The 24667-nt window shown below is 39.3% G+C and carries 19 protein-coding genes and 1 pseudogene; 14 read left to right on the top strand and 6 right to left on the bottom strand.

Annotated elements, in window-relative coordinates:
• Nucleotides 1-270 precede the first annotated feature (270 nt).
• The 5 genes from MN869_RS18835 to MN869_RS18815 are packed head-to-tail and all read left to right on the top strand — an operon-like array spanning nt 271 to nt 6477.
• Nucleotides 271-1524 (top strand): NRAMP family divalent metal transporter, encoded by a 1254-nt coding sequence (locus MN869_RS18835; protein WP_005202535.1) that lies wholly within the window; start codon nt 271-273, stop codon nt 1522-1524.
• A 35-nt stretch (nt 1525-1559) separates the two neighbouring features.
• The gene (locus MN869_RS18830; protein WP_005202537.1) at nt 1560-2324 is read left to right on the top strand and encodes a 5-oxoprolinase subunit PxpA; all 765 of its coding nucleotides are present in this window, start codon (nt 1560-1562) and stop codon (nt 2322-2324) included.
• Between the two features lie 2 nt (nt 2325-2326).
• Nucleotides 2327-3142, top strand: coding sequence for a putative hydro-lyase (locus MN869_RS18825; RefSeq protein WP_085942817.1), 816 nt, complete (start codon nt 2327-2329; stop codon nt 3140-3142).
• 33 nt (nt 3143-3175) lie between these two features.
• Entirely contained in the window at nt 3176-4762 is a 1587-nt protein-coding gene (locus MN869_RS18820; RefSeq protein WP_005202541.1) for an urea amidolyase family protein, read from the top strand.
• A complete protein-coding gene (locus tag MN869_RS18815) occupies nt 4759-6477 on the top strand; it encodes a biotin carboxylase N-terminal domain-containing protein (RefSeq protein ID WP_005202544.1) in 1719 nt (572 codons plus the stop codon). Before MN869_RS18820 ends, MN869_RS18815 begins: the two co-directional genes overlap by 4 nt.
• A gap of 84 nt (nt 6478-6561) precedes the next feature.
• On the opposite strand, the gene pgaD is transcribed toward MN869_RS18815, so the two are convergent.
• Genes pgaD through pgaA form a run of 4 tightly spaced genes read right to left on the bottom strand, consistent with a single transcriptional unit; the run spans nt 6562 to nt 12552 of the window.
• Complete coding sequence (gene pgaD / locus MN869_RS18810) at nt 6562-7035, bottom strand: poly-beta-1,6-N-acetyl-D-glucosamine biosynthesis protein PgaD (RefSeq protein ID WP_005202546.1); 474 nt, start codon at nt 7033-7035, stop codon at nt 6562-6564.
• On the bottom strand, nt 7032-8276 hold the full coding sequence (pgaC, locus tag MN869_RS18805; protein WP_005314404.1) for a poly-beta-1,6-N-acetyl-D-glucosamine synthase: 1245 nt from the start codon (nt 8274-8276) through the stop codon (nt 7032-7034). The genes pgaD and pgaC overlap by 4 nt, the downstream gene beginning before the upstream one ends.
• Nucleotides 8273-10087 (bottom strand): poly-beta-1,6-N-acetyl-D-glucosamine N-deacetylase PgaB, encoded by a 1815-nt coding sequence (gene pgaB, locus MN869_RS18800; protein WP_005202549.1) that lies wholly within the window; start codon nt 10085-10087, stop codon nt 8273-8275. The genes pgaC and pgaB overlap by 4 nt, the downstream gene beginning before the upstream one ends.
• Complete coding sequence (pgaA, locus tag MN869_RS18795; RefSeq protein WP_005202550.1) at nt 10087-12552, bottom strand: poly-beta-1,6 N-acetyl-D-glucosamine export porin PgaA; 2466 nt, start codon at nt 12550-12552, stop codon at nt 10087-10089. Before pgaA ends, pgaB begins: the two co-directional genes overlap by 1 nt.
• 1534 nt (nt 12553-14086) lie before the next feature.
• Between pgaA and MN869_RS18790 the strand changes: the two genes are divergently transcribed.
• The 3 genes and pseudogenes from MN869_RS18790 to MN869_RS18780 all read left to right on the top strand — a co-directional run bounded on the left by MN869_RS18790 (nt 14087) and on the right by MN869_RS18780 (nt 18482).
• Complete coding sequence (locus MN869_RS18790) at nt 14087-15103, top strand: AraC family transcriptional regulator (protein WP_005202556.1); 1017 nt, start codon at nt 14087-14089, stop codon at nt 15101-15103.
• A 524-nt stretch (nt 15104-15627) separates the two neighbouring features.
• A pseudogene (locus MN869_RS18785) lies at nt 15628-17973 on the top strand (TonB-dependent hemoglobin/transferrin/lactoferrin family receptor).
• A gap of 224 nt (nt 17974-18197) precedes the next feature.
• On the top strand, nt 18198-18482 hold the full coding sequence (locus tag MN869_RS18780; protein WP_005202559.1) for a hypothetical protein: 285 nt from the start codon (nt 18198-18200) through the stop codon (nt 18480-18482).
• Nucleotides 18483-18549: 67 nt separating this feature from the next.
• Here the strand turns inward: MN869_RS18780 and MN869_RS18775 are convergent, their stop codons facing one another.
• Nucleotides 18550-19476, bottom strand: coding sequence for a LysR substrate-binding domain-containing protein (locus MN869_RS18775; protein WP_005202560.1), 927 nt, complete (start codon nt 19474-19476; stop codon nt 18550-18552).
• Nucleotides 19477-19594: 118 nt separating this feature from the next.
• Here MN869_RS18775 and MN869_RS18770 point away from each other — a divergent pair, with 118 nt between their 5' ends.
• From MN869_RS18770 to MN869_RS18750, 5 genes are all read left to right on the top strand, one after another.
• Nucleotides 19595-20575 (top strand): MBL fold metallo-hydrolase, encoded by a 981-nt coding sequence (locus tag MN869_RS18770; protein ID WP_026057490.1) that lies wholly within the window; start codon nt 19595-19597, stop codon nt 20573-20575.
• A 156-nt stretch (nt 20576-20731) separates the two neighbouring features.
• Entirely contained in the window at nt 20732-21631 is a 900-nt protein-coding gene (locus MN869_RS18765) for a LysR family transcriptional regulator (RefSeq protein ID WP_005202562.1), read from the top strand.
• 144 nt (nt 21632-21775) lie between these two features.
• A complete protein-coding gene (locus MN869_RS18760; protein WP_005202563.1) occupies nt 21776-22105 on the top strand; it encodes a hypothetical protein in 330 nt (109 codons plus the stop codon).
• A 130-nt stretch (nt 22106-22235) separates the two neighbouring features.
• Nucleotides 22236-22859 carry a class I SAM-dependent methyltransferase gene (locus MN869_RS18755; RefSeq protein ID WP_005202564.1) on the top strand — a complete coding sequence of 208 codons (624 nt, stop codon included), beginning with the start codon at nt 22236-22238 and terminating at the stop codon, nt 22857-22859.
• A gap of 251 nt (nt 22860-23110) precedes the next feature.
• Complete coding sequence (locus MN869_RS18750) at nt 23111-23338, top strand: hypothetical protein (protein ID WP_005202565.1); 228 nt, start codon at nt 23111-23113, stop codon at nt 23336-23338.
• Between the two features lie 191 nt (nt 23339-23529).
• Here MN869_RS18750 and MN869_RS18745 read toward each other — a convergent pair whose 3' ends face one another.
• Nucleotides 23530-23760: a hypothetical protein gene (locus MN869_RS18745; RefSeq protein WP_004652770.1), complete on the bottom strand. Its 231-nt coding sequence runs from the start codon at nt 23758-23760 to the stop codon at nt 23530-23532.
• Nucleotides 23761-24053: 293 nt separating this feature from the next.
• On the opposite strand from MN869_RS18745, the gene umuD reads away from it, so the two are divergent.
• A complete protein-coding gene (umuD, locus tag MN869_RS18740; RefSeq protein WP_005202567.1) occupies nt 24054-24665 on the top strand; it encodes a translesion error-prone DNA polymerase V autoproteolytic subunit in 612 nt (203 codons plus the stop codon).
• Nucleotides 24666-24667 lie beyond the last annotated feature (2 nt).

The raw sequence follows: 24667 nt of genomic DNA, 5'->3' as shown, positions 1-24667 counted from the left end.
TGAACGGGAATAGTATCTATTTTTTGCTTTCATATAAGGAAGTTACCATACTTTTTAATATGCTTAACTTCCTAAGCCCCTAATTTTATATCTAAAAAGTCGTATTGTTCAGTTGGCTTGCATATGTTTTTATTTGAACGAGAAGATTTGATTACCCATCGCTGAGTGGGAGAACAGGGAATCTTTGTGATTTAAAAAGGGTTAAAGAAGATCGTTTATAAACAAAATGATGCTCTTGGATCAAGTCAAAAATCGCGTTATTGAGCTCAAATGGATGAGGAACGCATCAATATGTCTTTACTGAAATCTTCTTTGCTATCAGATCGCCAATGGGCCATTGTCGCCTCGATCTTTATGATGGCAACCTCTGCCATGGGACCCGGGTTTTTAACCCAAACTGCTGTATTTACAGTGAAACTAGGGGCTGCATTTGGTTTTGCCATTTTAGTTTCAATTTTGATTGATTATGTGGTACAGCAGAATATTTGGCGTGTAGTGACACTGACGCAAATGCGTGCATCCGATATTGCCAATAAGGCCTTACCAGGCAGTGGCTATTTACTTGCATTTCTGGTGATTCTAGGCGGTTTCTTCTTTAGTATCGGAAATATTGCAGGTGCTGCATTAGGTTTGAATGCATTGTTTGGTCTGGATATCAAATGGGGCGGTATCCTCAGTGGTGCATTGGCGATTTTGATTTTCGCTTCCAGAAAAGCCACGCTTGCGATGGATAAAAGCATGATCGTATTGGGATTGTTGAAAATCATCCTGATCATCATTGTGGCTGTGATTGTGATGCCGCCTGTTGGACAAGCGGTACAGCAAACCTTTGCGCCAGATCAGATTGACTTTGCCATTATTACCACCATTGTTGGTGGCACGGTGGGGGGCTATATCTGCTATGCAGGCGCGCATCGTCTACTCGATAAAGGTGCAGTTGGCCCTGAAAATATTGATGAAGTAGCAAAAGCTGCGACCAAGGGCATTGTCGTGGTTGGGATCATGCGCTATGTCTTATTTTTAGCCTTCTTGGGTGTGGTGGTGAGCGGTGCAAGCATAGATCTCGCTAGTCATAATGCCAATCCAGCGGCACAAGCATTCCAGTATGCTGCGGGCACATTTGGTTATAAATTATTTGGCCTGATCTTTTGGGCAGCGGGTATTAGTAGCACCATTGGTGCAGCCTATACCTCGGTTTCATTCTTTAGTGCATTTAAAAAGAATTTAACCCCAAAACAAAGCAACTATACCACCATCACTTTTATTGCCTTAGCCTTATTACTCTATGTGGTATTGGGGGCAACGCCAGCAGGTCTACTCATTTTTGTCGGTGGTTTTAATGGTTTAGTGTTGCCGATTGGCCTTACAATTTTTGTGTATGTTGCAGCTTGCCGTAGAGACTTGATGGGCAATTATAATTATCCAAAATGGTTAATTGTTTTAGGTGCACTCACCTGTGTATTGACGTGGTGGATGGGCTATATGTCATTTACGACCGTGTTTAACTATTTGACCAAACTTTAAGCCAGATAATCGTACAGCGAAAAAGGAATGATGCCATGTTTGTAGATTTAAACAGTGATTTGGGCGAAAGCTTTGGCTCATGGAAAATGGGCAATGATGACCAGATTTTACCTGTGGTGACCAGTGCTAATATCGCATGTGGTTTTCATGCAGGCGATCCTTTGGGGATTTTAAAAACGGTTGGTAAAGCCGTTGAATTGGGCGTCAAGATTGGGGCGCATGTGTCTTATCCCGATCTGGTTGGTTTTGGCCGCCGTAATATGGATGTGTCACGTGACGAACTGATTGCCGATGTGCTGTATCAAATTTCTGCACTGGATGGTTTGGCAAAAGTGGCAGGCTCAAAAGTGCAATATGTAAAACCGCATGGTGCACTCTACAACACCATTGCCCATGACCAAGCTCAGGCAGCCGCAGTGATTGATGCGATTAAAATGTACAATCCTGAACTGGTTTTAGTGGCTTTGGCGGGGTCGAACTTGGTCGAGCAGGCACGTGCTGCTGGTTTAAACGTGGTGTCTGAAGCATTTGCAGATCGTGCATATAACAGCGATGGCTCATTGGTATCTCGTCGTCTAGAAGGGGCGGTTTTACATGACTCGGCATTTGTTGCCAGTCGTGTAGTTTCAATGCTTAAAAATGGTGGGGTCGAGTCAATTGACGGTGTCTTTACCCCAATTCAAGCCGACACGATTTGCCTACATGGTGACACCGACGGTGCACTAGAAATGTCGGCAGCCATTAAAGCTGAGCTTGTGAAAAACAAGATTGAAATTCGCCCATTTGTAAACAAAGCATAAGGATGAGCACCATGTATAAGGATATTAAAGTCGATCCAGTTCAGCTTGAAGCCGCTTTAGATGCGCGTTTAAAAGTCCGTGCAGGTTTCGATAAACCGACAGCAGGGATGGCCGCGGGCATGACACAGGTGAATATGATTTCAGTGCCAAAAGCGTGGGCCTATGACTTTTTACTCTATGCGCATCGTAACCCGCAAAGCTGCCCAGTACTTGATGTGCTCGAAGAAGGTATCTATGCAACTCAGCTTGCAGCAGACTCAGACATTCGAACTGATTTCCCGCGCTATCGCATTTGGAAAGAGGGTGAAATGGTTGAAGAAGTGACTGATGCCAGCGAGATTTATAATGCCCATCCTGATTTGGTGACTTTCCTGATTGGTTGCAGTTTTTCGTTTGAAACCGCTTTGCAAGAAGCGGGGATTGAAGTTCGTCATATTCATGACAACACCAATGTGCCGATGTATCTCAGTAATATTCCATGCCAACCAGCAGGGCGTATTTCAGGCAATATGGTGGTTTCCATGCGACCAATTCCATCGCATCAAATTAGTGAAGCGGTAAAAATTACATCACGTATGCCAAGCGTGCATGGCGCACCTGTACATATTGGGCATCCTGAAAGCTTAGGAATTTTAGATGTAAATCAGCCTGACTTTGGCGATGCCTCTCGTATCGAAGCAGGTGAGATTCCTGTGTTTTGGGCATGTGGGGTAACACCGCAAGCCGCTGTTATGAACTCGAAAATTCCTTTTGCGATTAGTCATGCACCAGGTCATATGTTGATTACCGACATCCCTGACCGTGCTTGGATGGGCTAATTGGGCTAAAGAACCTTTAAAAAGGATAAGCAAATGCGTTTTTTATCGGTAAACGCCGATTGTTTTCTGATTGAGCTTGCGAGCCTCGAAGAAACATTGGCGTTGTACAATAAATTGCAACATACGCCATTGAATGGAATTAAAGACTTAGTCCCTGCTGCAAAAACAATTTTGGTTTTCTTTAATGAGATCGAAACTAATTTTAAAACGCTGGTTGCTTCAATTCAGAACCTCAAAATTGATGTTGGATTTGAGCGTAACAACCAAGAAGTGATTGTGCCGATTCGCTACGATGGCGAAGACCTTGCTCAGGTGGCAGAGTTGCAAGGGTTATCGATCTCGGATGTGATTAGAACGCATCAGCAAAGCATCTGGAATGTGGCTTTTATTGGTTTTGCGCCGGGCTTTGCCTATATGAGCAGTCCCGATCAACCATTTACCGATATCCCACGCTTAACGGTTCCGCGTAAAAAAATACCCTCAGGCTCTTTGGGTTTGGCTGGAAAATACTCTGGTATTTACCCCAAAGACAGCCCAGGTGGCTGGCAGTTGATTGGGAGCACATCGGAAAAAATGTGGGATTTAGAGCGTAAAAACCCTGCTTTGCTGTTACCAGGTATGACCGTACATTTTGAAGATGTCACGCATCGTCCAACCACAGTGACTGTACCACAGCAAATCACCCATACAGTTGAACCTCAACAATCGATACCGCTGTTTACGATCACTGCACCAAGTTTACAGATGCTGATTCAAGATGAAGGGCGCTTAAATCAGACCAAGATTGGTGTTGGAATGGCAGGTGCAATGGATTTATCTGCCATGCACAGTGCTAACCGTATTGTGGGGAATCCAACCGATACACCCGTTATTGAAGTTTTAAATGGTGGCTTAAAAGCCAAAATGCAGTCTGCGGGTGTTATTGCAATTGCAGGTGCTATTTCAAATATTCGTGTGAAATTTGCCGATGGTCAAAGCGCAGATTTTGCAAGCGATCAACCGATTGATCTGGACGCAGGCGATGAGTTTCAAATTCAGCCACCGACAGCAGGCTTACGAAACTATCTGGCAGTTCGTGGTGGTATCGATGTTCAGCCTGTACTGAATAGTGCTTCATTTGACAGTTTAGCGGTATTAGGGCCAGAGCCGTTAAAGCTCGGAGATACCATTTACCAAGGACAGATAAAGGCAGCCAACATTAGTGTCAATGAAGTAGGCAAAAGCGATTTGCCCAAAGCTGGCGAAGTGGTTGAGCTAGATATTGTGATGGGGCCGCGTACTGACTGGTTTGAACAAGATAGTATTGAACTGCTCTGTCAGCAAGAATGGTTGGTAACGAACGAAAGCAACCGAGTTGGGCTCAGATTGTCAGGTGAGCAGTCTCTAACTCGCAAAATTACACATGAACTGGAAAGTGAAGGCACATGTATTGGTGCTTTGCAGATTCCACCGAGTGGCCAACCTGTTTTGTTTATGAATGATCATCCTTTAACGGGCGGATATCCTGTTATTGGCTCTGTTGCTAAACACCATTGGGACTTGGTGGCACAGATTCCAGCAGGTTGTCACATCAAATTTAAAAAAATTGCCGAATTTACAGATTTTGAGAATGAAAGATGAAAAATGAAAAATTACTGATTGCCAATCGTGGTGAAATTGCCGTTCGTATTATCCATGCTTGCCGTGATATGGGAATTGCATCGGTCGCGTTATATGCTGATGACGACATTGGCAATATGCATGTGGAACTTGCAGATGAAGCATGGGGTTTGGCTGGTGCTAACGCCAGTGAAACCTATTTAAATATTGCTGCCATTATCGAGATTGCAAAGAAATCCAAGGCAACCATGGTGCATCCCGGTTATGGTTTTTTATCTGAACGTGCTGAGTTTGCCCAAGCCGTGATTGAGGCAGGTTTAAAATGGGTCGGGCCATCACCGAGTGCCATTGAAAAATTAGGCGATAAAATCGAAGCGCGTAAAATTGCGGCTTCAGTGGGCGCACCGTTGGTGCAGGGGACCCAAGACCCACTCAATAATGCAGAAGAAGCTTTGGATTTTGCTAAACAGTTTGGTTTACCAATTGCCATCAAAGCGGCATTTGGTGGTGGTGGCCGTGGCTTAAAAGTGGCATGGAAACTCGAAGAAGTTCAAGAGCTTTATGAGTCGGCAGTAAGGGAAGCAAAAGCTGCCTTTGGTCGTGGTGAATGTTTTGTTGAGCAATATCTAGATCAACCGCGCCATGTCGAAGCACAGGTGATAGCTGACCAACATGGCAATATTGTGGTACTTGGAACGCGTGATTGCTCGTTGCAACGTCGTAACCAAAAGTTAGTCGAAGAAGCGCCAGCGCCATTTATTAGCGATGAGATTTATCAGCAAATTTTAAGCTCGGCAAAAAACATTTGTCAGGCTGCAAACTATGTGGGTGCAGGAACAGTTGAATACTTACTGAGTCGTGACGGCAAGCTTTCATTCTTAGAAGTAAACACCCGTTTGCAAGTCGAGCATCCTGTTACTGAAGAAACAGCAAAATTTGATTTGGTGGTAGAACAAATCCGTGTCGCACAAGGGCATACCTTGTCGATTCAAGAAACTCCAAAAGCACAAGGCCATGCGATTGAGTTTCGTATCAATGCCGAAGACCCAGCACGTGGGTTCATTCCTGCATTTGGTGTGCTGAGCTTATTTGAAGCGCCGTTTGGTCATGGTGTACGCGTCGATACAGGGGTCCGAACTGGGTCATTGGTCTCCAGTCATTTTGACTCACTGATGGCAAAACTGATTGTGACGGGCCCAACCCGTGAAGTGGCAATTGCCCGTGCTAAACGTGCGTTAAAGCAATTTAGAATTGAAGGTGTAGCTTCGGTTTTAGACTTCCACCGTGCTGTACTCAATGAACCTGACTTTACCGATGAATTTAATGTACACACGCGTTGGATCGAAAATGACTTTAAACAAGATTTAAAGCCAACTAAACGTGGTATTCCAAACCATCAACAACCCATGTTGCTGAGCTATATTGAAATTGATGGCAAGTTACACCGTTTAGGTCTACCTGCGGGCATGTTTGCACAAGGCCCAGCAACCGCAATCCAAGCACAAACTGCCGAGCTTGAAGTGAGTGCAGAGCATTTACTGGCACCGATTAATGGTGTGATGAGTGCATGGAAAGTTACACAGGGTGAGCAGGTGACCGAAGGTCAGGTTGTCGCAATTATGGAAGCCATGAAAATGGAAGTGCCTGTGCTTGCACATCGAAGTGGGGTCATTCAAATCGTGGCAGAACAGGGAAACAGTTATCAGGTAGAATCGATTATTGGCATGATCGAATGATACTCGACACCAGTCGGTATGCTTGAAATTGAAGCGATGAAAAGAGGCAATTGATTGCCTCTTTTCATTTTCGTTCGTGAATATTTATCTCAGTTCATAGTCAGCTAAAATACCTTCCTGGTTATAGTGCAGTACAATGTTTTTTGAGCGTTGAATTTTGGATAGTTCATCCTTTGGAATCAAAAATCCCTCAGCAAGAATGGAATGGCTCACGTTAACCACTGTCGTTTTTTCCGTGTTTCGGTATCGCAACCAGTTATAGCTCGCCCATAACAACAAAGAGGCACAACAGATCATCACCATCAAGGCGAGCCAAAAGAAATTGTGGATCTGTACGCTCATCTGTTCTGCAAAAATATAGTTTTTGATCAGTTTACCTTGGTATAGCCATAAAAATATCGCCAATAACGGTAAAAATAGCAGTGTCCAGAGTGCCCAACCGATCCCTTGCAGCAAATAATGCGCGCCTTTGTTTTTTACATACCGATGTTGGTCGATATATTCAGGAATATCTAGCTGTGAAACATCCTCAATGATATTTAAATGTGATTTGTTCATTCGGCCTCACCTTTAAAACCACGATCTGGGCTGACCCATCTCGCTCTTTTGTTACGTGTAAATAAAGCTTTGGGAACAGCAAACACAGTTGTTGCTGCACCGAGCATCCAAAAAAACAGGGGATACCAAATCACCCAAAAGTAATTTCTAAGGAAACGGTTTCCGTCATATCGTTTGTCAATGAACAAGCTCACAAAAAATTGAATCAGACAGGTAATGGCTAGAATTACGCCGTACCACTGTGGAAATAATGATTTGATGTGCCATTCTGCGGATAGCGGAACAAACAACCCAAGGAAAAACAGGACAATGATCAGCAAAATGACATAGGCCCAGACCATGCTGATGATCGCTTCAAGCGCGACAGGCCACATTTTGAGTGCTGAAATCTTAAAGAGTTTGGGAAAATAGGTTTTAATGACTTCGACACCACCTTGAGCCCAGCGCAATCTTTGTTTCCACAGCCCCTTAAATGTTTCAGGCATATAGATGTAGCACAGCGCATTGGGAACATAGTGAATATCCCATTCAGCGAGCTGAAGTTTCCATGAGATATCAATGTCTTCAGTGATCTTATCTTCTGACCATAATCCTACTTGCATGAGTGCCGTTTTTCTAAAGCCTGCAATCACACCTGAGACTGTAAAAATACGTCCATAAGTCCGTTGGGCACGTTTAATTAAACCAATAATGGATGAAAACTCACCGACCTGTAGTTTTCCTAAAATACTGGAGCGATTTAAAATCCGAGGATTACCAGTCACGGCGCCGACCTGATTAAAAGCTGTGAGTTGATGCATCATCCAAATCGCAGCATGGGGATGCAGCAAGGCATCTCCATCAATACAAATCAAGTATTCATATTGGCTGACCATCATGCCTGAACGTAAGGCAAAAGCTTTGCCTTGATTTTCTGCCAGATGCACAACCCGTAAATCTGGATGTTCAAGCGCCAACTCATCTAAAATTTTTGCGGTATCGTCTGAACTGCCATCATTGACGGCAATAACTTCAAATTTTGGATATTGTGTTTGTAGTGCAAACCGTATGGTTTCTCGAACTTGAGCTTGTTCATTAAAACAAGGAATGATAATGCTGCATCCTTGTTCTGAAATCTCGGGTAATTGGTTTTGCTTATATTCGCGTTTAAAGTAGAACCATAAACCACCAACCATCCATGTCCATGCCATGACTAAGGGATAGATAAAGGCAAATAGGAAAAGAATTTCCATTAAGGTCATGGTTGTTCTCCATTTACGTGCTGCTGGATAAATGGATTGCGATAACTCATTGGACTGTCATTTAAACTGAGTGGTGTAAATAGTTGTTCATGTACCGCTTTTGCATTATCAAAACGGTAATTGCTTAAAACCAATTTTTGAATTCCATGTCTTTGTAAATTTAAATAGTGTTGCTGCAAGCGTTGTAGTTGCTTTGGCGAAGATGGATTGTGATTCACTAAAGTCACCATCAGTCTGGCTTTTTGTGAAGCAGTTAAATGACCCACTTGTTGTATAAATTTTTGATAGCTATTGATATTGTCTAGACTATCAATTTCAATATTCAATAAAGATACGAAGGGTAGATAGGTGTTAACAATTTGCTTTAGTCCCTGATCTGCTAAATCAGTCAGAGAGAGCTGTAAGATTAACTGGAAGGTATTACTTTGATTGAGATAAGGTGCGACAGCCACTTTTAGTTGTTGTGTTAATTCTACGATTTGAGCCTCTTTTTCCAGACAAGCTGTATTCACAACAGAGCTATAACGACAAGCCAGTTGCTGGTCTGTTTTTAAAATAATGCCATCCAGATTGGGATTATTTCGAATCAGATCTTTGCTTAAATCGATAACTAAATGCGCTTGTTCTGGGTCTGGGGCAATCGGCATCTGGGTATAAACTCGATGAAAAACCCGTGTTCGTGTCTGCCATTGGGTGCGGCTTAATATATCTTGAGCCAGTTTTAGATGAGTTGTTGGAAAGTAGCTCTGAGCATATGCAGCATTCTTTTGATCAGTGAATGCATTAACGATTAAAGTATTGGTTTTTAAGGCACTTAAATTATTTAATAAACTGCCTAACTGCTGATTAAACTGTGTATTGTCTTGTGAGAATTGAGCTAGGTCAAATTGTACAGCTCGAATAGGTTCATAATCTTGTAGTTGAGCGTATTCCATAAAACCAGTGAGTTGTTCACGTAGATTTTCAGCTGTTGGGTTATTTGAGATAATACCGCGTTGAAAGGTTGCGTCATTGCTGTCATTTAACTTTTCCGTCCCTAAACTAAAAGACAGAGGAAAACCTGCTTGATTGGCAATTTTAGTGACTTGTTGATTGACCGCACCATAGGGCCAAATGATTGCAAGCGGATCTATTCCTAATTTTTGCTGTAACACCTGCTTGGATTTCACCAGATCAGTGTAGATCCGTTGGCTATATTCTGACTCAGTTTCATAGCGTTTTTGAATCGGATCGTATTGTCGAGTCAAGGCGGCAGGCTTTTCATTTTTCTGCATATTGGCCAATAGGCCTTTATGCAAATCATGGCTATGGCTGGCAAACTCAACTAAACCTGATTTTTGGATATCTTGGAGTTGTTTCCAACTCATCAAATTATTTTGACCATAGGCTTCATAAGCTGCTTGAGTATTGCCTTCGGTCCAACTGGTCACCAAAGCAAAGACCACAGGGATTTGATATTGTTTTACTAAAGGATAAACATGGCTGTATCCGCTTAGGGCACCATCATCAAAACTAATTAAAACTGCATTTTTCGGTAATGGAACACCATGTTCCCGAGATGCCATAATTTGTTTGAGGGTAATTGGAGTCCATTCAGAACGTTTCAGCCATTCAAAAAACTGCACTAAGTTTTGGGTATTAATTGCATAGACATCTCGGTCGCCATTCTTCAAAACATCATCACGCACATCATGAAAGGTCAAACTGACAAAATGATGAGCGTCGAATTTAGCAGGTTCCGCTGCAACAAGATGAACTGGAAGCAGAACTGCACAAGCGGAGAGTATTTTAAAAATATTCAAAAAATTCATTAGAATCGCCCTCCAAAACCGAATAGGGCATAACTTTGTTTTTCATTGATGCCATCATAGGGATGTAGTTTCCAACCAACGCCATAATGCAATGCCCAGATCCGTGACAATTGCCATTCATGTCGATATTGCACATCAAAAATCGGTTTGGCAGCGTAATCCTGCTGCTGGAACAGTCCTGCATCAATAGAAATATTTTGATTAAAATGACGTTCATAACTTCGCCAAGTTAACCAGTCATGACTCATGTTAATCGCAAGGCTATAACTTTGTTTAGGGCTAAAATAAGCAACATTATCTAAACGATTTTTTCCTAGAAATGCAGAAAAGCCTGCTTGTGTGGTGTGATGAGCAGCTTGGAAAATACGTTGCTGGTAGTTTGCAAAAAAGTCTTGGCGTGTGTTGCCGTCACTGATCTTGGTATAGCTATATCCTGCATCGACTTGCCGGGATTCATGTTGTTGCCATCGAATTGCTGCGCCGTAAGACTGGCCATTTTCGTCTTGTTCAATGGCTTGTAACGGAATATTGGCTTGGGTGTTGATGGATAATGCGTACTGCCAATAATCATTGAGTTGGTGTGACCAATCTGCTCTTAGGCCTTGACGCTGACCCTCAGTATTTTGAGAGGCAAGCAGCACCAAATTTTTACCTTTGTCTTGCCATTGCAGGCCTAAACCAAAGCGTTGTTCTTGTAAATCACCATCGGCGTATTTTCCCCAAATATCTTGATGCTCAACCAAGAGGCGATAATTGTCTGTGAGCCAAGGTGAATATAAGGTGGTGTTGGATTCACGATCACCCGTTCCTTTGAGTGATTGGAGTAATTGGTTTTGCTCAGAGCGGCTACGTGAAAAGCGGCTTTCATGGCTCATACTGGCGTGATTACGATCATTCAATTCTTTACGACTTTTTATGACGCTGCTATCGTTTGGGTAGTCTTCAATAAGTGCTTGAGTTTGTTGCTGCCAAGCTTGGATATCGCCAAGTGCTTGAGTGTTTTGCATGACATTAATGCGTGTGTATTTTGATTGAGGTTGTAAACCATTTAAACGCTCAATCGTTTGTTGAGCTTGACGAGGTTTTTCGCGCCAACGTTGGATTTTGGCCAGGTCATTTAAAAATTGCGCATTATTCGGAGCTTTGGCTACGGTGTTATTTAGATATTGTTCTGATAAATCCAGGCGGTTGCGATAAGCCATATTTAAAGCCAGCAAAGACAAATATTCATTTCGATCTGCATGTACACTTTTGTCGACACCTTTCGCTTCACTGTATTCATATGTGGGAATCAGGTCATCAATGACGTGAATCAAGGTATTTGCATCTTTATATTTTTCTTGTTCGATTAATGCATAATAAAGTGATGTATACAGGCTGATATCGGGATAGTTTTTCTCCGTGAGCAAGCTGCGGTAGATTCTCTCGGCTTCGGCAGGTTGTTGATTTGCAAGGTATGTATTTGCAATCGCATGCCGTGTATAGGCAGGCATTTGTTCAACTGGTGGTACGGTGACTTGATTTAATAGGCTCAAAAGCTGTTGTGTTTTGCCTCGATAACTTAAGGCGTAGAGATAGTCATAATAGAAGCGATTAAACATGGCTTGATCAGCTGGAATCTGTTGCGCGATTTGTTCTGACTGCTTCAAGACTTGATCGAGTTGGGCAAAGCTTTTACGGTCACTTTCCGCACGGGAGGATAAATATTTCTGTTGTTTAATCGCTTCATTCACATGCTGTGAAAAGCCTCCGATTTTATTCTGCCAAATAAAATTCTGGTTTTTATCAGATAGGTGGTGCTTTGCAGAAAAAGCAGCTGTCATTTCATAGCTCCCCAGTGCCACCAAAATATTCAAATACTCATGTTGAATGGCTTCATTATTCGGTTGTTGGGTATAGGCCAACTGAATGGCTTGTAATGCATAAGTGTATTGTTGCAATAACCGATAAACATAAGCGGCTAAGACCAACTGTTCAGCATTCATTTGCGTTGTATCAAGATTCTTTAATTGCTGTGCTGCTTCAGTCGGTTGTTTATTTTCTGCAAATAGCGCCGCTTTAAGAATTGTGACCTGCATGCTGTTATGTATTTGATAAGGTTCAAATTTATCTAATAGTGCCAATGCTGCAGCAAATTGCTTTTGATCCCGTAAAAGTTTAACTGTTGCGAGTTGAGCATATTCTGGGAAGTGCCTTGGCTGAATACGTTGGGTTAAATCAGTTAGGGTCACTTGTGGCAGAGCTTGAATGCGTGAGGCAGATAATAAGTAGTCAGCTAGGATGTACTGTTGATCTGGGTACTGCCGCAATAAAGATTCAAGTGCTGTTAACCCTTGTATAGGTTGTCCATTCTTAATTTGCGAAACTGCTTTTTCTCTTAAAAAATCAGATGGATGTGCATGTGAAATATTAGACATAAAAAAAAATAACAGGCTGGCTGGAAAGAGAGTGTGAAAATTTTGCATAAAGTGTTTAAAGCGTATGTTAATTATCTTTTTTATTTTAATATGTGATTTAAATCACATATTGTTTTGCTTGTGTACGGCAATGTTGATTGGTTTTATTTAAATAAATATATATTAATCAGTATTTTATTTATTCATTGGTTTTCAAGATCTAGATTTTCACAGGGCTTTTATGTTTTTTCTGTCCATGCGTTTGTGTATTTTATGTTTTGTATTTGAGTCGTGTAGATTGAACAAAAAATATGAATAACTGAGTGGGAAAATAAGTTAAATAATAATATTTAAGATATATAGTTAAGTTTTAATAAATATATTTTTAAGTAAAATCATGTGATTGTATCATTTATTTGACATGTACATGTTTGCTCTAGATGAAGTATTGAGCCGACGAAAATCATAAATATAAATTAACTTTGCTTTTGCATTATAATTACAAAAAATAAACCTATTCTATTTTTAATTTAACTGCCTTTAACACTTTAAATATTTGTATTTTATATTTATTTAAGTTTTTTTATAAATTTTATTTTCAAAAAGTTAGCTACTTTGATGGGCTTTGTTGAAGACTTTTCTCAATAGTTGTTTTTGTATCTAATTGAATTTATATAATAAATATTATTTTGCTAAAGACGTTGGTAAACTGTTTTTTGAAAAAATGATAACTTTTGTGTATTAAATGCTAATTATTTTATGAGCAAAGGCGTTATTTTAACTTTTATATTATATAGCCAAGGTGTAAATGTGGTATATAAAAAAATTACAGTATCCGATTATCGGAAGATAAATAAAGGAAGTGAAGTTAAAGTAAGTAAAAAATATCTGAATTATAATTTGTTTTTTTTACTGGTCATGTGCTTGTGGAATTCAAATATTGGCTATGTTTTTCTGTTTTTGTATTTTGTGAATTATATTTTTGAGAAAATGAGTGATTACTACTTTTTGGTTGGATTTTCTTTGTTATTTAGCTTTGGCTTGATTGTTTCTATTTCCTTTTTAATGTTTATTGTTGAGCTTTTTTTTTCGTCAAAATAATTTTGAATTTATCGTATAGGGGAATAAACAGGACTTTAATCGGTCTTGATATGTTATAAATTTTTGCACCAAATTGAGGCGGTGTGTCGTCATTTTAGCGCTTTAAAATAATTAAAAATTTTTTGAAAATAGTCAGTATTCATAAATATGAAATAATGTAGATGATAAAAATGAAATATAAAAAATATAAAAATCTAATTGTTGAATAAAAAATCACTTTTAACTCTCCCTTTCGTGAAGAGACTTTTGCAATCTTGAAACTTTCCTTTAAATGATAAGTTTTTTTATAGAAATGATAATTTTTTTATTGAATTTTAAAGTAGATTTTGAGCATTATCTGTGATTGATATCACAAAAAATGGATTTTTTGCCGCATTAGTATGAAAAATGGAAAACTGGATTATCGTTAATTTTTAAGGTCGATTAAATAATGTACTTGTGTAACTGGTTTTTTGATTCCTTCTCTGAGGTGGGCTTTTAGATATGATATGAGTGGGGAGCAATGGTTTTGAGTCATCCTAATCAGGTTAAATTAATATCAAGTTCGATGCTTAATTTGTTGATTAATTTTTGTGTAAAAAATAATCTTAAAAATGTAAAATATTTGAGTGATTATAAAACAAGTGAACTGATTCCAATCGGGGAATGGATTGAACTATTAGAGGAAATTAATCAAAAACAGACTAAACCAACACTTGGACTAGAAATATCAAAATATACTCAACCTAAACATCTTGGTATTTTAGGATATATTGCTTCATCATGTGAAAATATATTAGATGTATTAAATGTATTTATAAAATACCAAAGGCTCTTTTGTGAGGCTAAGCCTGCAAAGATGTCTATTTCCGATCAGTTTATTGTCATTCGGTGGGGATTTGACCCTTATCTTAAAAATAATCATTTGGTAGATGAATTATTAATGGGGGTTTTTTATAAACTTTTAGATCAATTAGTACATCCGAATAGAATAGAAGTGAAAAAAGTCAGTTTTAGTACAGAGAAAACCAAATTTTTTTATAACTACGAAAATTTTTTTGGCTGTCCTATCGAGTTTGAAAGTGAAGATGTTGAAATATATATTTCCATGACCAGCCTTGATTTAGAGGTTTTTAATGCTGATCCTGTGTTAAATGATATTTTAATTAAGCAGGCAAATGTATTGTTGTCAAAACGTCCTAAGCTTGATCTTTTTGATGAGTTAATACAGAAAACAATTATTCAAGCTATAAGTAAGGGGAATATCAGCGTGGAGGAGGTTGCAAATAAATTGGGCTTACCAGCTCGGATATTTCAACTGAAATTAAAGCAGCAAGGATATACCTTCAAAGAAAGATTGAATCAGGTTCGTAGAGATTTGGCTTTTGATTATCTTGCCGATCTCAATTTGAGCATTCTGGACATTTCAATGTTATTGGCCTACCAAGAACAGACCTCTTTTATCCGGGCATTTAAGTCATGGACTGGGATGAGTCCGTTACAATATCGGAAGAAAAAAATTTTAAATCATCGTTCTTGATTCTGGCATGTTCCTACTGCAATGTTGCTGTGTAGGAGGTTCAACTTTAGGCCATCTAGCCAATACTTGTCCTAATCATCACTTATTGGCTATATATCAAAAGCATCATAAGTGGGGCACAAATCAAATTCTGAAAATAGTTAATCTCTACTTCAATGATTGAAACAAAAACAATTGCAGTACAACGGATGAGAGCATTTTAGATGTCTTAAAAATTCTATCGATCCATTTACATTTATTTAAATGCAAGTGATAATCAATATTGTTTGTGTCGTTTTATTGAATTGAATGAGATACCTTCCCTCAATCCTCCTCGACAGCAGTTGATTCATCGTCGTTCTCCACAGAGCGACGTCATACTGCTGTCAGACGCTAGTCAATTAGGTTTGCAGTCTGAATGATTTGGCGTTTGCTGCAAGCGCTTTATTGAAGCTTAATTTTTATTATTTTTTATATCGTTAAGACGTCGATTATTTTAGGACCTCGTTTAGGTTGCTGATGATTTTTATCTTCTGGTGAAGTTTATGTCCCAATCTCCCTCTCAAACAAAGGTGATTAAGCCTCTTGTACTGGCTATTGCTTTATCTATGTATGCCTCGACCATACCTGTTTATGCAGATAATACCAAGGTTGTTCTGGCAAACACCGTCACAAAAGTACCGACCGTACAAGACACATTGTCTAAGAGCAATGCTCAGAATCAAATTTATCAAATGACGCCAATTGTTGTACAGGCGGATAAGGAAGATACCATCCAGTTTGGTCAGAGTGTGTTAAATCAAAAGGCCATTGACCGTTATCAAGCCAACAATGTTGCACAATTGCTGGACCATATGCCAAGTGTGGGTTCGGCAGGTTCACCGCGACCAGGTGGGCAAACCATTAATATCCTTGGTATGGGCGGGGTTGAGGATGTTCCGATTACCTTGGATGACTCGGTTAAAAGTTTCGATAAATATCGACAAGGCTCAGTGTTTATTTAACCCGAACTGTTAAAGAAAATTACGGTCGATAAAGGTCCACATAATGTTGAAGTTGGAAATGGTGGTTTTGGAGGGAAAGTCACCTTAGAAACCAAGGATGCCGCTGATTTATTGGTTGATGATAAAAATATCGGTGCTTTTTTGAAATATTCGCGATTCTCCAATAATTCACAAAATACCTATACAGGTGCTGTGTATGGAAAGAGTGAAAATGGTGTCATGGATGGGATGTTCTACTATACCAATCGAGATAGTGGCGATGTTCAACGCCCTGATGGCAGCAAGTTTTTGTATTCTGCGCAGCAGCAGGATACGTATTTGGCCAAACTCAATTTTCATCCGACAGACAGCCAAAAAATTAGTTTGAATGCGATGCAAAGTGGGCATAAGGGCTGGGAACCTTTTGCAGCAATGCGTGATCAAGATGCCGTTCCAACAGAAGCGGATATTAAAAAATATGGATATGAGGAGGCATGGAAACGTCGTTTGGTCTATCGCGATCAAAACGATAGCAGCTATTCAGTTGGATATGAATTAAATCCTGAATCAAATCCTTATGTAAATTTAAAAGCAACAGCATCGTATTCAAAGACCGATCAACATGATCAAAGATTACCGAGCGTGACTGGATCGGCGGCTACACTGGGCAATGAAAGCTGGGTAACTTATACCAATACAGCGTTTAAGCTTAGTAATATCAGTGATATTACAACTGACTATGGCACACATAAATTAAAAGTTGGGGCACAATATCAAAAGATGGAGCAGAACTCACTCATCTATGATAAGAACAACGCCAAAAAACCAGACTATAATTTTGGTTATTATGAGCCAAATTATATGCCTTCAGGCAAACAGCAAATGTTGAGTACATTTGTAGAAGATCAATACCAGATTGATAATTTCACGATTACCCCATCGCTTCGCTATGATCATATTACCAATACAGGTCATCCAAACCGAGCATCACGTTATAATGACCCAAGTGCAGGGCATGATTATTCCAGCAAGACCTATACAGGCTGGTCACCACGTTTGGCCTTGGCGTGGAAGCAAGCAGATTATCTCACTTGGTTTGCCAATATCAGTAAAACATGGCGCGCCCCTCGTGTTGATGAGCAATATTATGTGCAATCGGCAATGACCTCTGTGCCATCAACCAGTCGCTATTTATTGCCTGAAAAGATGTTGGCGATCCGTCTGGGCAATGAAATGAATTTTGATGATATTTTTTCAGAACAAGACCATCTGCAAGTCCGGTTGACTTATCACCATAATCGGGGGGGCGATGAAATTTTCCGCAATCGATCAACCTTTTGTAAGGCACAAGCGGAAAATAATGCCAATGGTGGAAATGGCAGCATTAATGACTGTAATGGAAACTATAAGCATGGCTTTTACCGTAATGTCACTGACTATACCATCAAAGCCTATGAGGCCGAGATTTTCTACAATCAGCCGACTTGGTTCACAGGTTTAACCTATTCTTATATCCGTGGTCAACGTGATAATTCACCTGTAAACCCATGGTTTGAACAAAAAACATGGATGACGGATATCCCTCCGAAAAAAGCAACAGCAACCTTAGGTGTGAATGTGCCTGAGCATCATTTAACAATGGGCTGGCGAGGGATATTTGTTGCTAAACAGGATCGTAGCCTGTCTGATAATGATAAATCGATTGCAGCATCCTCTTTTTCATTACCCAAAACTAAAGGATATTCACTGCATGGTATTTATGCGGATTGGCAACCTGTTGGAGAAAAAGGGCCTACTTTAAATTTCTCAATCGACAATCTATTTAATCGAGACTATAAAATGTATTTAGGTGAATATATGACCGGTACAGGTCGTGATTATAAGCTCAGTATTTCACAGCGATTCTAGTGGTCGTAAAGAGTCGTATTTAGCGTGAATTTTAGCATTTATCCAGCGGGTACAGATGTGAAGGAGTATCTAAGCATCTGTACTTTTCATTTAGAATATAACAATGTCCTAATATGATTAAATATTTAAATTTTCACTAAATGATAATTTTTTAATGCTTTGATGTTAATTTTTCAGTGAATGCTTTTTATACAATAAAGGGAGCTTTTTGCAGAGCATTGATAATGAAAAAATGGATTTGCTTGACCTGTGGAAAGTACAAAAAAATTGACCCAGATAATTTGAAAACAGGCCAAATTGTTTTCTTTTATCAGTTTAAAATTGATGCAGAAGAAATTCAGAAAATAATAAAACACGGCATTATCTTAAAACGGAAAAACAAAATTTTAACCATATTGGATGAAGGAGAAATTTTTTACTTACTTGATCGGGATGTATATCCGATCGATGCACCTGTTGATTTTATTTATAATATGTTCGGAAAATGTAGCTGTTCCCTCCATGACTAATAAGAATAATAGCATTTTGATATTAAATAACATTATTGGGGATGACTGGGATCAAAAAAGGAACTACTTAGTCGCTTAATGCTGGATGTAGTGTGTGCCGTAATCGCGGAATTGAAAAATCTAAAAAGAGTTTTGTTGCCAATAAAATATTTTCTCGTGTTGGTATAAGTGCATTCACTAAAGATGCTTGAGGTGACCATGGCGAATCAGGTTTAAAGACATTTACAAATTGGCCAGAATTCAATTCATGAGCACATAAATACCAGGGCAGAACAGCAGCTCCCATGCCTTGTTGCACAGCCGATTTAAGTACTGACATATTGCCACAACTGATATAAGGCTCGAGCAATACTGTATTTAAGTCATTATTTTGACTGGTGAATATCTGAGAAGTTAGGTTCTTTTGCACGCCTAAAGCAATGAAATTTAACTGTTTGAGTTGTTCTGGAAGCTCAATTTTTTCTTTATCACTCATATAATCCTGACTGGCAACCAGTATCATCGGTAAATCACAGACAGGGCGAATAATTAAACTCGAGTCATTGAGGAGTTTGGAAGAGATTCGAAAAACCAGATCGACTTGTGCACTGATCAAATCAATATTGTGATCTGATGTGTTGATGATCAGGCGTATCTTAGGATATTTTTGTAAGAACAAATCAAGAATAGGCAGCAATGCTTCTTGTGCAAATGTTGAGGAACATCCGATTCTTAATGTCCCTTTAGGGTCGCCAGCAAGGTCTGTTGCAACCGCAAAAGCATTTTGTGCAGCTTGTTTTAATGCTTTTGCATGAATATAGACTTCTTCACCTGCTGGCGTCAGAACAACATTTCGGGTATTGCGATGTAATAAACGGACACCAATTCTATTTTCCAGTTCTGCAATATGTCGACTGAGTTTAGAGCGCTGTACGCCTAAATCACGTGCCGCAGCTGAAAATCCAGCATGCTCGACCACCTCAACGAATAATAAGAGATCATCCAGTTTTTGCATGGCGGCCCAATCCATTATTGTTGCTAATTTTAGGACAGTATATTGTGGATTTTGTGGGTTTTGTCAGAGGCCTGAACTTGTTAGATTGATCTCCGTGAAATCTATGCAGGGTTTGTCGGTGAGCACGTTTAAAAATCAAATAATTAGGGTATTTTTGAGCTATAAATTTTTTGTAGCATTATTGCTGTCATTGCCTCTAAGCCCTGTTTTTGCGAAAGATAATGGGATTGCCGTAGATCAATCTATCTATCGGAATCGTGCTGTGTTAGCGGATTTTACCGCGGCATCCTGTCCAGATAATCCAAGAAGCTTAACGCAAGTCAGAGGTAATCTGTACCGACATACTACGGGTGCAGGCTTAGCCGTACATAGCGGTTTAGTTTTGATCACTAAAGAAGGTGCTTTGGTGATTGATCCAGCGATGACCTGCACATCGACATGGCTAAAAGATGAAATCAAGAAACGTTTTGATGTGCCTGTAAAATATGTGGTTTATACCCATGCACATGCGGACCATATCAGTGGTGGGCAAATCTTTAAAGCAGATGGTGCAACTATTGTTGCTAATCAACGTAGTCTTGAACCGATCGTGGGGGAGAAGTTAGCCACAGCATTACCAGATCGCGTTTTTGATCAGGACATGAAAATTAGTTTAGGGGGCGAGGAGGTTTTATTACATTACGTTGCACCGAGCCATTCAGACAGTATGGTCATGGTACTGTTTCCAAAATATAAAGCACTGCAATGTACCGATGTGTGTGAAAGTAAAAGCATGCCATACAATGATTTTTTAGATTTTTATTACACAGGCTGGATTGATAGCCTGGATTGGGTGATCAAGCAAGATGTCGATTTTATTGATGTTGGACATTATAGCCCTGCCACACGTGAAGATCAGATCGCATTGCGTCATTATATTGTCGACTTGCATCAACAAGTTTTGGATTTGGTTCGTGCAGGACAGTCGTGGGATCAGCTCTATCGTAATGTCAAAGTTAGCCCCGAAGTTCAGGACTGGATCGGTTTCAGTACGATGAAAATACCGAATATTCAAGGCATGTATCGTTGGGTAGCCAATCATCGTCGGGGGAACTGGTAGCCATATGGTCAGATAAAATAAGGGCTTTTCTGTTGAAGCAGGAGTTTGTATCGAGTCTGATGATTTGGTCTGAATAGGCAAATTCATGTGATGCATTATGCTGAAATGTAAAACCAGTGATGGAATTGATTTGGAACGCGTCTGAACAACAGATGAATGAGTGTTAAAGTGTTAGAAATTAAAGATTTAGAAACGTTTATATATGCTGTTGAAAACTCTTCTTTAACTGTAACTTCAGAAAAGCTAGGTATTGATCAATCTACGGTAACCAAACGCATCAATAATATTGAGAAAAAACTAAAAGGAAAGCTATTCAATCGTAAAAGCCGACCTTTGCAGCTTACGCATTTGGGAGAGCAGGTATACTTTAAAGGTCGTTATATCCTCGAGCAAATGGAACAATTAGAGTATTTTCATCAGCAAGAGGTTCTTCCAAATCAAGAAAAAGTGAGCATCGGTGTTCCAATTACCTTGGTGGATGATCTCTCTGAATATATTTATGAAAGGTATAAGCACGACCATTATTTGACAGGTGTTGAGATACAAAGTGGTTGGGGGCGAAGTCTAATTCAGCGAGTCGCTGAGAGTGAGTTACCGCTTGCCATTGTGATGATTCCTTCCAATCTTAATCTTGCGAACCATTTATCTTTCTTGAACATTGGGACTTTACCTTTAGTCGTGGTTTCGGCCAGAACTGGCGTGAAAGAACATACCAGTTTGGAGCGATGCAGTAAGAAAGGTTGGGTGATCCACCCTGAAGGATGTTGCTTTAGAGAATGCTTAAATAAAGAACTAAAGGAACGAAAGTTGTTCCTATATGCCAATAAAGAAATCTTCGGGATAGAACCGCAGTTACACAGTATTTTAAATGGAGATGGTTTGGGGATTTTTCCAAAGCCGTTTATAGATCAGCACTCGGCATTTAACTCTGACCTTGAAATTGTGGCGCTCGAAGATTTTAATGTTAGTGTTAATGTAGGCATTATTTATGCTGATCAGCGTCATTTGAAAGAAGTGAATTATTTCGCAAAAATTGTGAAAGAGCGATACTTCTAGCCAGTTAGCATGGCAAAGATTGGACTTGCTCTTTTAAGAAAAAAGCTCAAATGCTGCAAATTGGGGGATAAGATTTAAAGCAATAAGCGTAAGCACACATGTTAAGATAAAGCATCAAAATTAAAAACAAGCTAGGGCTTGAGCATGAGAAGAACATTAGGTTTGATGTCTGTTCTGATCGCATCAACGGGGATTTTTGCAACTGAACTACCAGTGGAACAGCAGGGTGAGCGAGTTGCTCCTATTCATTCAGCATTACAAAAAAGCAAGGATTCTCTGATTAAACAGTCTACGAAAAAAGCAGATATTGATGAAGAAGTTGATACTCAGGCTTTGAAATTAGGTGGGATTCATCGTCGAGAAGATGCTAGACAATACCTTGAGTTAAAAAATGAAATAGAAGAGAGCCGTGAACAGCCCGATGATAAAACCAAAAATCAGAAAGAAATATCCAATGTGATGACACAGAAGTAGATTTTATTTGATGTCTGGGGACAAATTAATTCTGTAGCTATCAAGCTGTTCACGCCAGTGCCATAATCACCAGATAATTTTTCATTTCGCTGATGCTGGAGTGTCCGATTAGCGCTGAGAAGGAACTCAAATGAGCAGAAATTATTGGGAAGAAGTGTATCAATCCAAACAAGCTGACCAAGTGAGTTGGTATCAGCAACACCCAAGTAAAACAATTGAGTTGATGCAATCTCTGGATGTGCCGTTGCATGCCAAGCTGATTGATGTGGGCAGTGGCGCCTCTCTCTTGATTGATCATCTGCTTGAAGCTGGATATCAATCTTTATATGTGCTTGATTTATCCGAAACTGCATTAGATATAACCCGTGCAAGGTTAACTGCAAAGAGCTTAGACAGTCGCCATGTGCATTGGTTAGTTGCAGATGTGTGTACGGTTGCACTTGCGTCTCAATTTTTTGATGTGTGGCATGATCGTGCGGTATTTCATTTTATGCTGACAGAGATACAACAGGAACAATATCTACACAATCTACGTCAAACATTAAAGCCAAGCGGATATCTGATTTTGTCTACTTTTGCTGAAGATGGGCCAACACAATGTAGTGGCTTAACGGTAGAGCGTTATAGTTTGGCTAAGTTGAGTCACAAACTGGACAAGGATTTTATATTGCTACATCACGAGATAGAGCTACATATTACCCCTTGGGGCACAGAGCAAAAATTTCTCAATACGATCTGGCAATTCAGAAACTAATATTTTAAAAGATCTACCGCTCATTTAAATGATGACGAGAGGTGAATTATTTTGAAACGTTTTAAACGTAAATGTAACTCGATGGTTAATTAAATATTAACGGAATTTATAAATTAAAAGTTAATTTCAATGGCTTAGCGGTTTAAACAATAAAAAGATAATACTTATAACTCTTGTTACAACGATTTTATCGACAAGTTATCGAAAATTTCCCATAGTCCTATGAACCTATAGATATTGGGAGAACTGTTATGGATAAGATTACAGTCATCGTCAAGGACCAAGAAGAAAACGAATCGATTGTCGTTGCACAGCTGAATGATTTAGAAGATCGTGATATTCCTTTTTTTAAACGGGTTGAACATATTGAAGTAGAAGGAAATATCATTTTTCCGAATATTGACTTACTTTTTGAAAGTGATACTGACGGTAAAATTTATAAGTTGGTTGCACCTGTGAATGACAAAAGATTTATCTGAATTTAAACCGATGATTCAACCTTATAAAAAGGCCCACTGATGCGATTGCAATCTGTGGGTTTTTATTTGAGAGTATTAAAATAATGTACAAGTTGAAGCGTATTTAAGTTGAAAATAAAGAGCTTGTTGAGTGAGATCATGGTACAAGCTCTTTTTATAGCGCAAGGTCATATTGAATCGATATGTTTTTATCAATGAATGGGGTTAAGACCTTTAACAATGTCATTAAACTCTGAACCATTTAACCAAAAAGATTTCTTTAAAAAAAGTGTGGTCATAATACTTTCTGCGGCTTCACTATTTTGGTTGTCACAAAATAGTCCGTAGCTATCACCTAACACAGTATTGTTCTCGATCAGGCGAATAAAGAAAGCATGTTGTTCGTCAGCATAACCAAGAATAGCATCACGTCGATTGTTCATTTTTCATGTCTCCACATCAAAAATATTTGAATAAAACTTAACTGCTGAGAGATCAAATAGATTAATGAATTAGATCAATGGCTTAACATTTTTGAGCTGAGTAAAAATAAGATAAGTCATTCATTTAAAACATTAATTTTAGTTTGTCTTATACATCCTTGTCTAAGTTAAACAAGCTAAAATCTGATCTATGGATTCATTGTTATGCAAAATTAATTGTACGTCAACTTGAATTTGTAACTTTTTCAAGTTAAATTATTTGAAAGTATTTTAAGCTTGGGTAGGGGGAAGTTATGTCCAAAAAAACTGAATTTGAGCATGGAGGGGCAAGAAGCAATGCTGGGCGGAAGGCACAGTTCACTGAGCCGACCAAAGTCATCCGTGTTCCCGAATCTCAAGTTGATTTCATCAAAAATTGGTTACTGAATAATGTCAAAACTGGTACTCAAACTGATTTGACGACATCAATGAAAATACAGAATGTCCAAGCTAAGAATGATCGACTTTATCACATTCCATTGGCAACGGAACGTGTTGCCGCCGGTTTTCCGTCGCCTGTCCAAGACCATGTTGAACAAGCTTTAGATTTAAATGAATTTTTAATTCGTAACGAAAATTCTACTTTCATTGTGAAAGCAAATTCACTTTCAATGTTAGATGCAGGCATTGATATCGATGATCCTTTGGTGGTAGATCGTAGTCTTCCTGCCAAATCTGGGGATATTGTAATTGCCTTGATTGACAATGATTTTACCGTGAAGCGTTTAATGGTTGATCACCATTTCAGCCCACCTAAAGTGTGGTTAAAAGCTGAGAATCCTGACTACCAGAATATTTATATTAGCGAGGGACAAGAGTTACTGATCTGGGGTGTTGTGACCTATAACCTGAAACCGATGAGATAAGC

This window comes from Acinetobacter sp. NIPH1876, assembly GCF_022808535.1.
In the GTDB taxonomy this organism is placed as follows: Bacteria; Pseudomonadota; Gammaproteobacteria; order Pseudomonadales; family Moraxellaceae; genus Acinetobacter; species Acinetobacter higginsii.
Note: the sequence above shows the minus strand (reverse complement) of the source record. Positions and strands in the feature narration are given on the sequence as shown.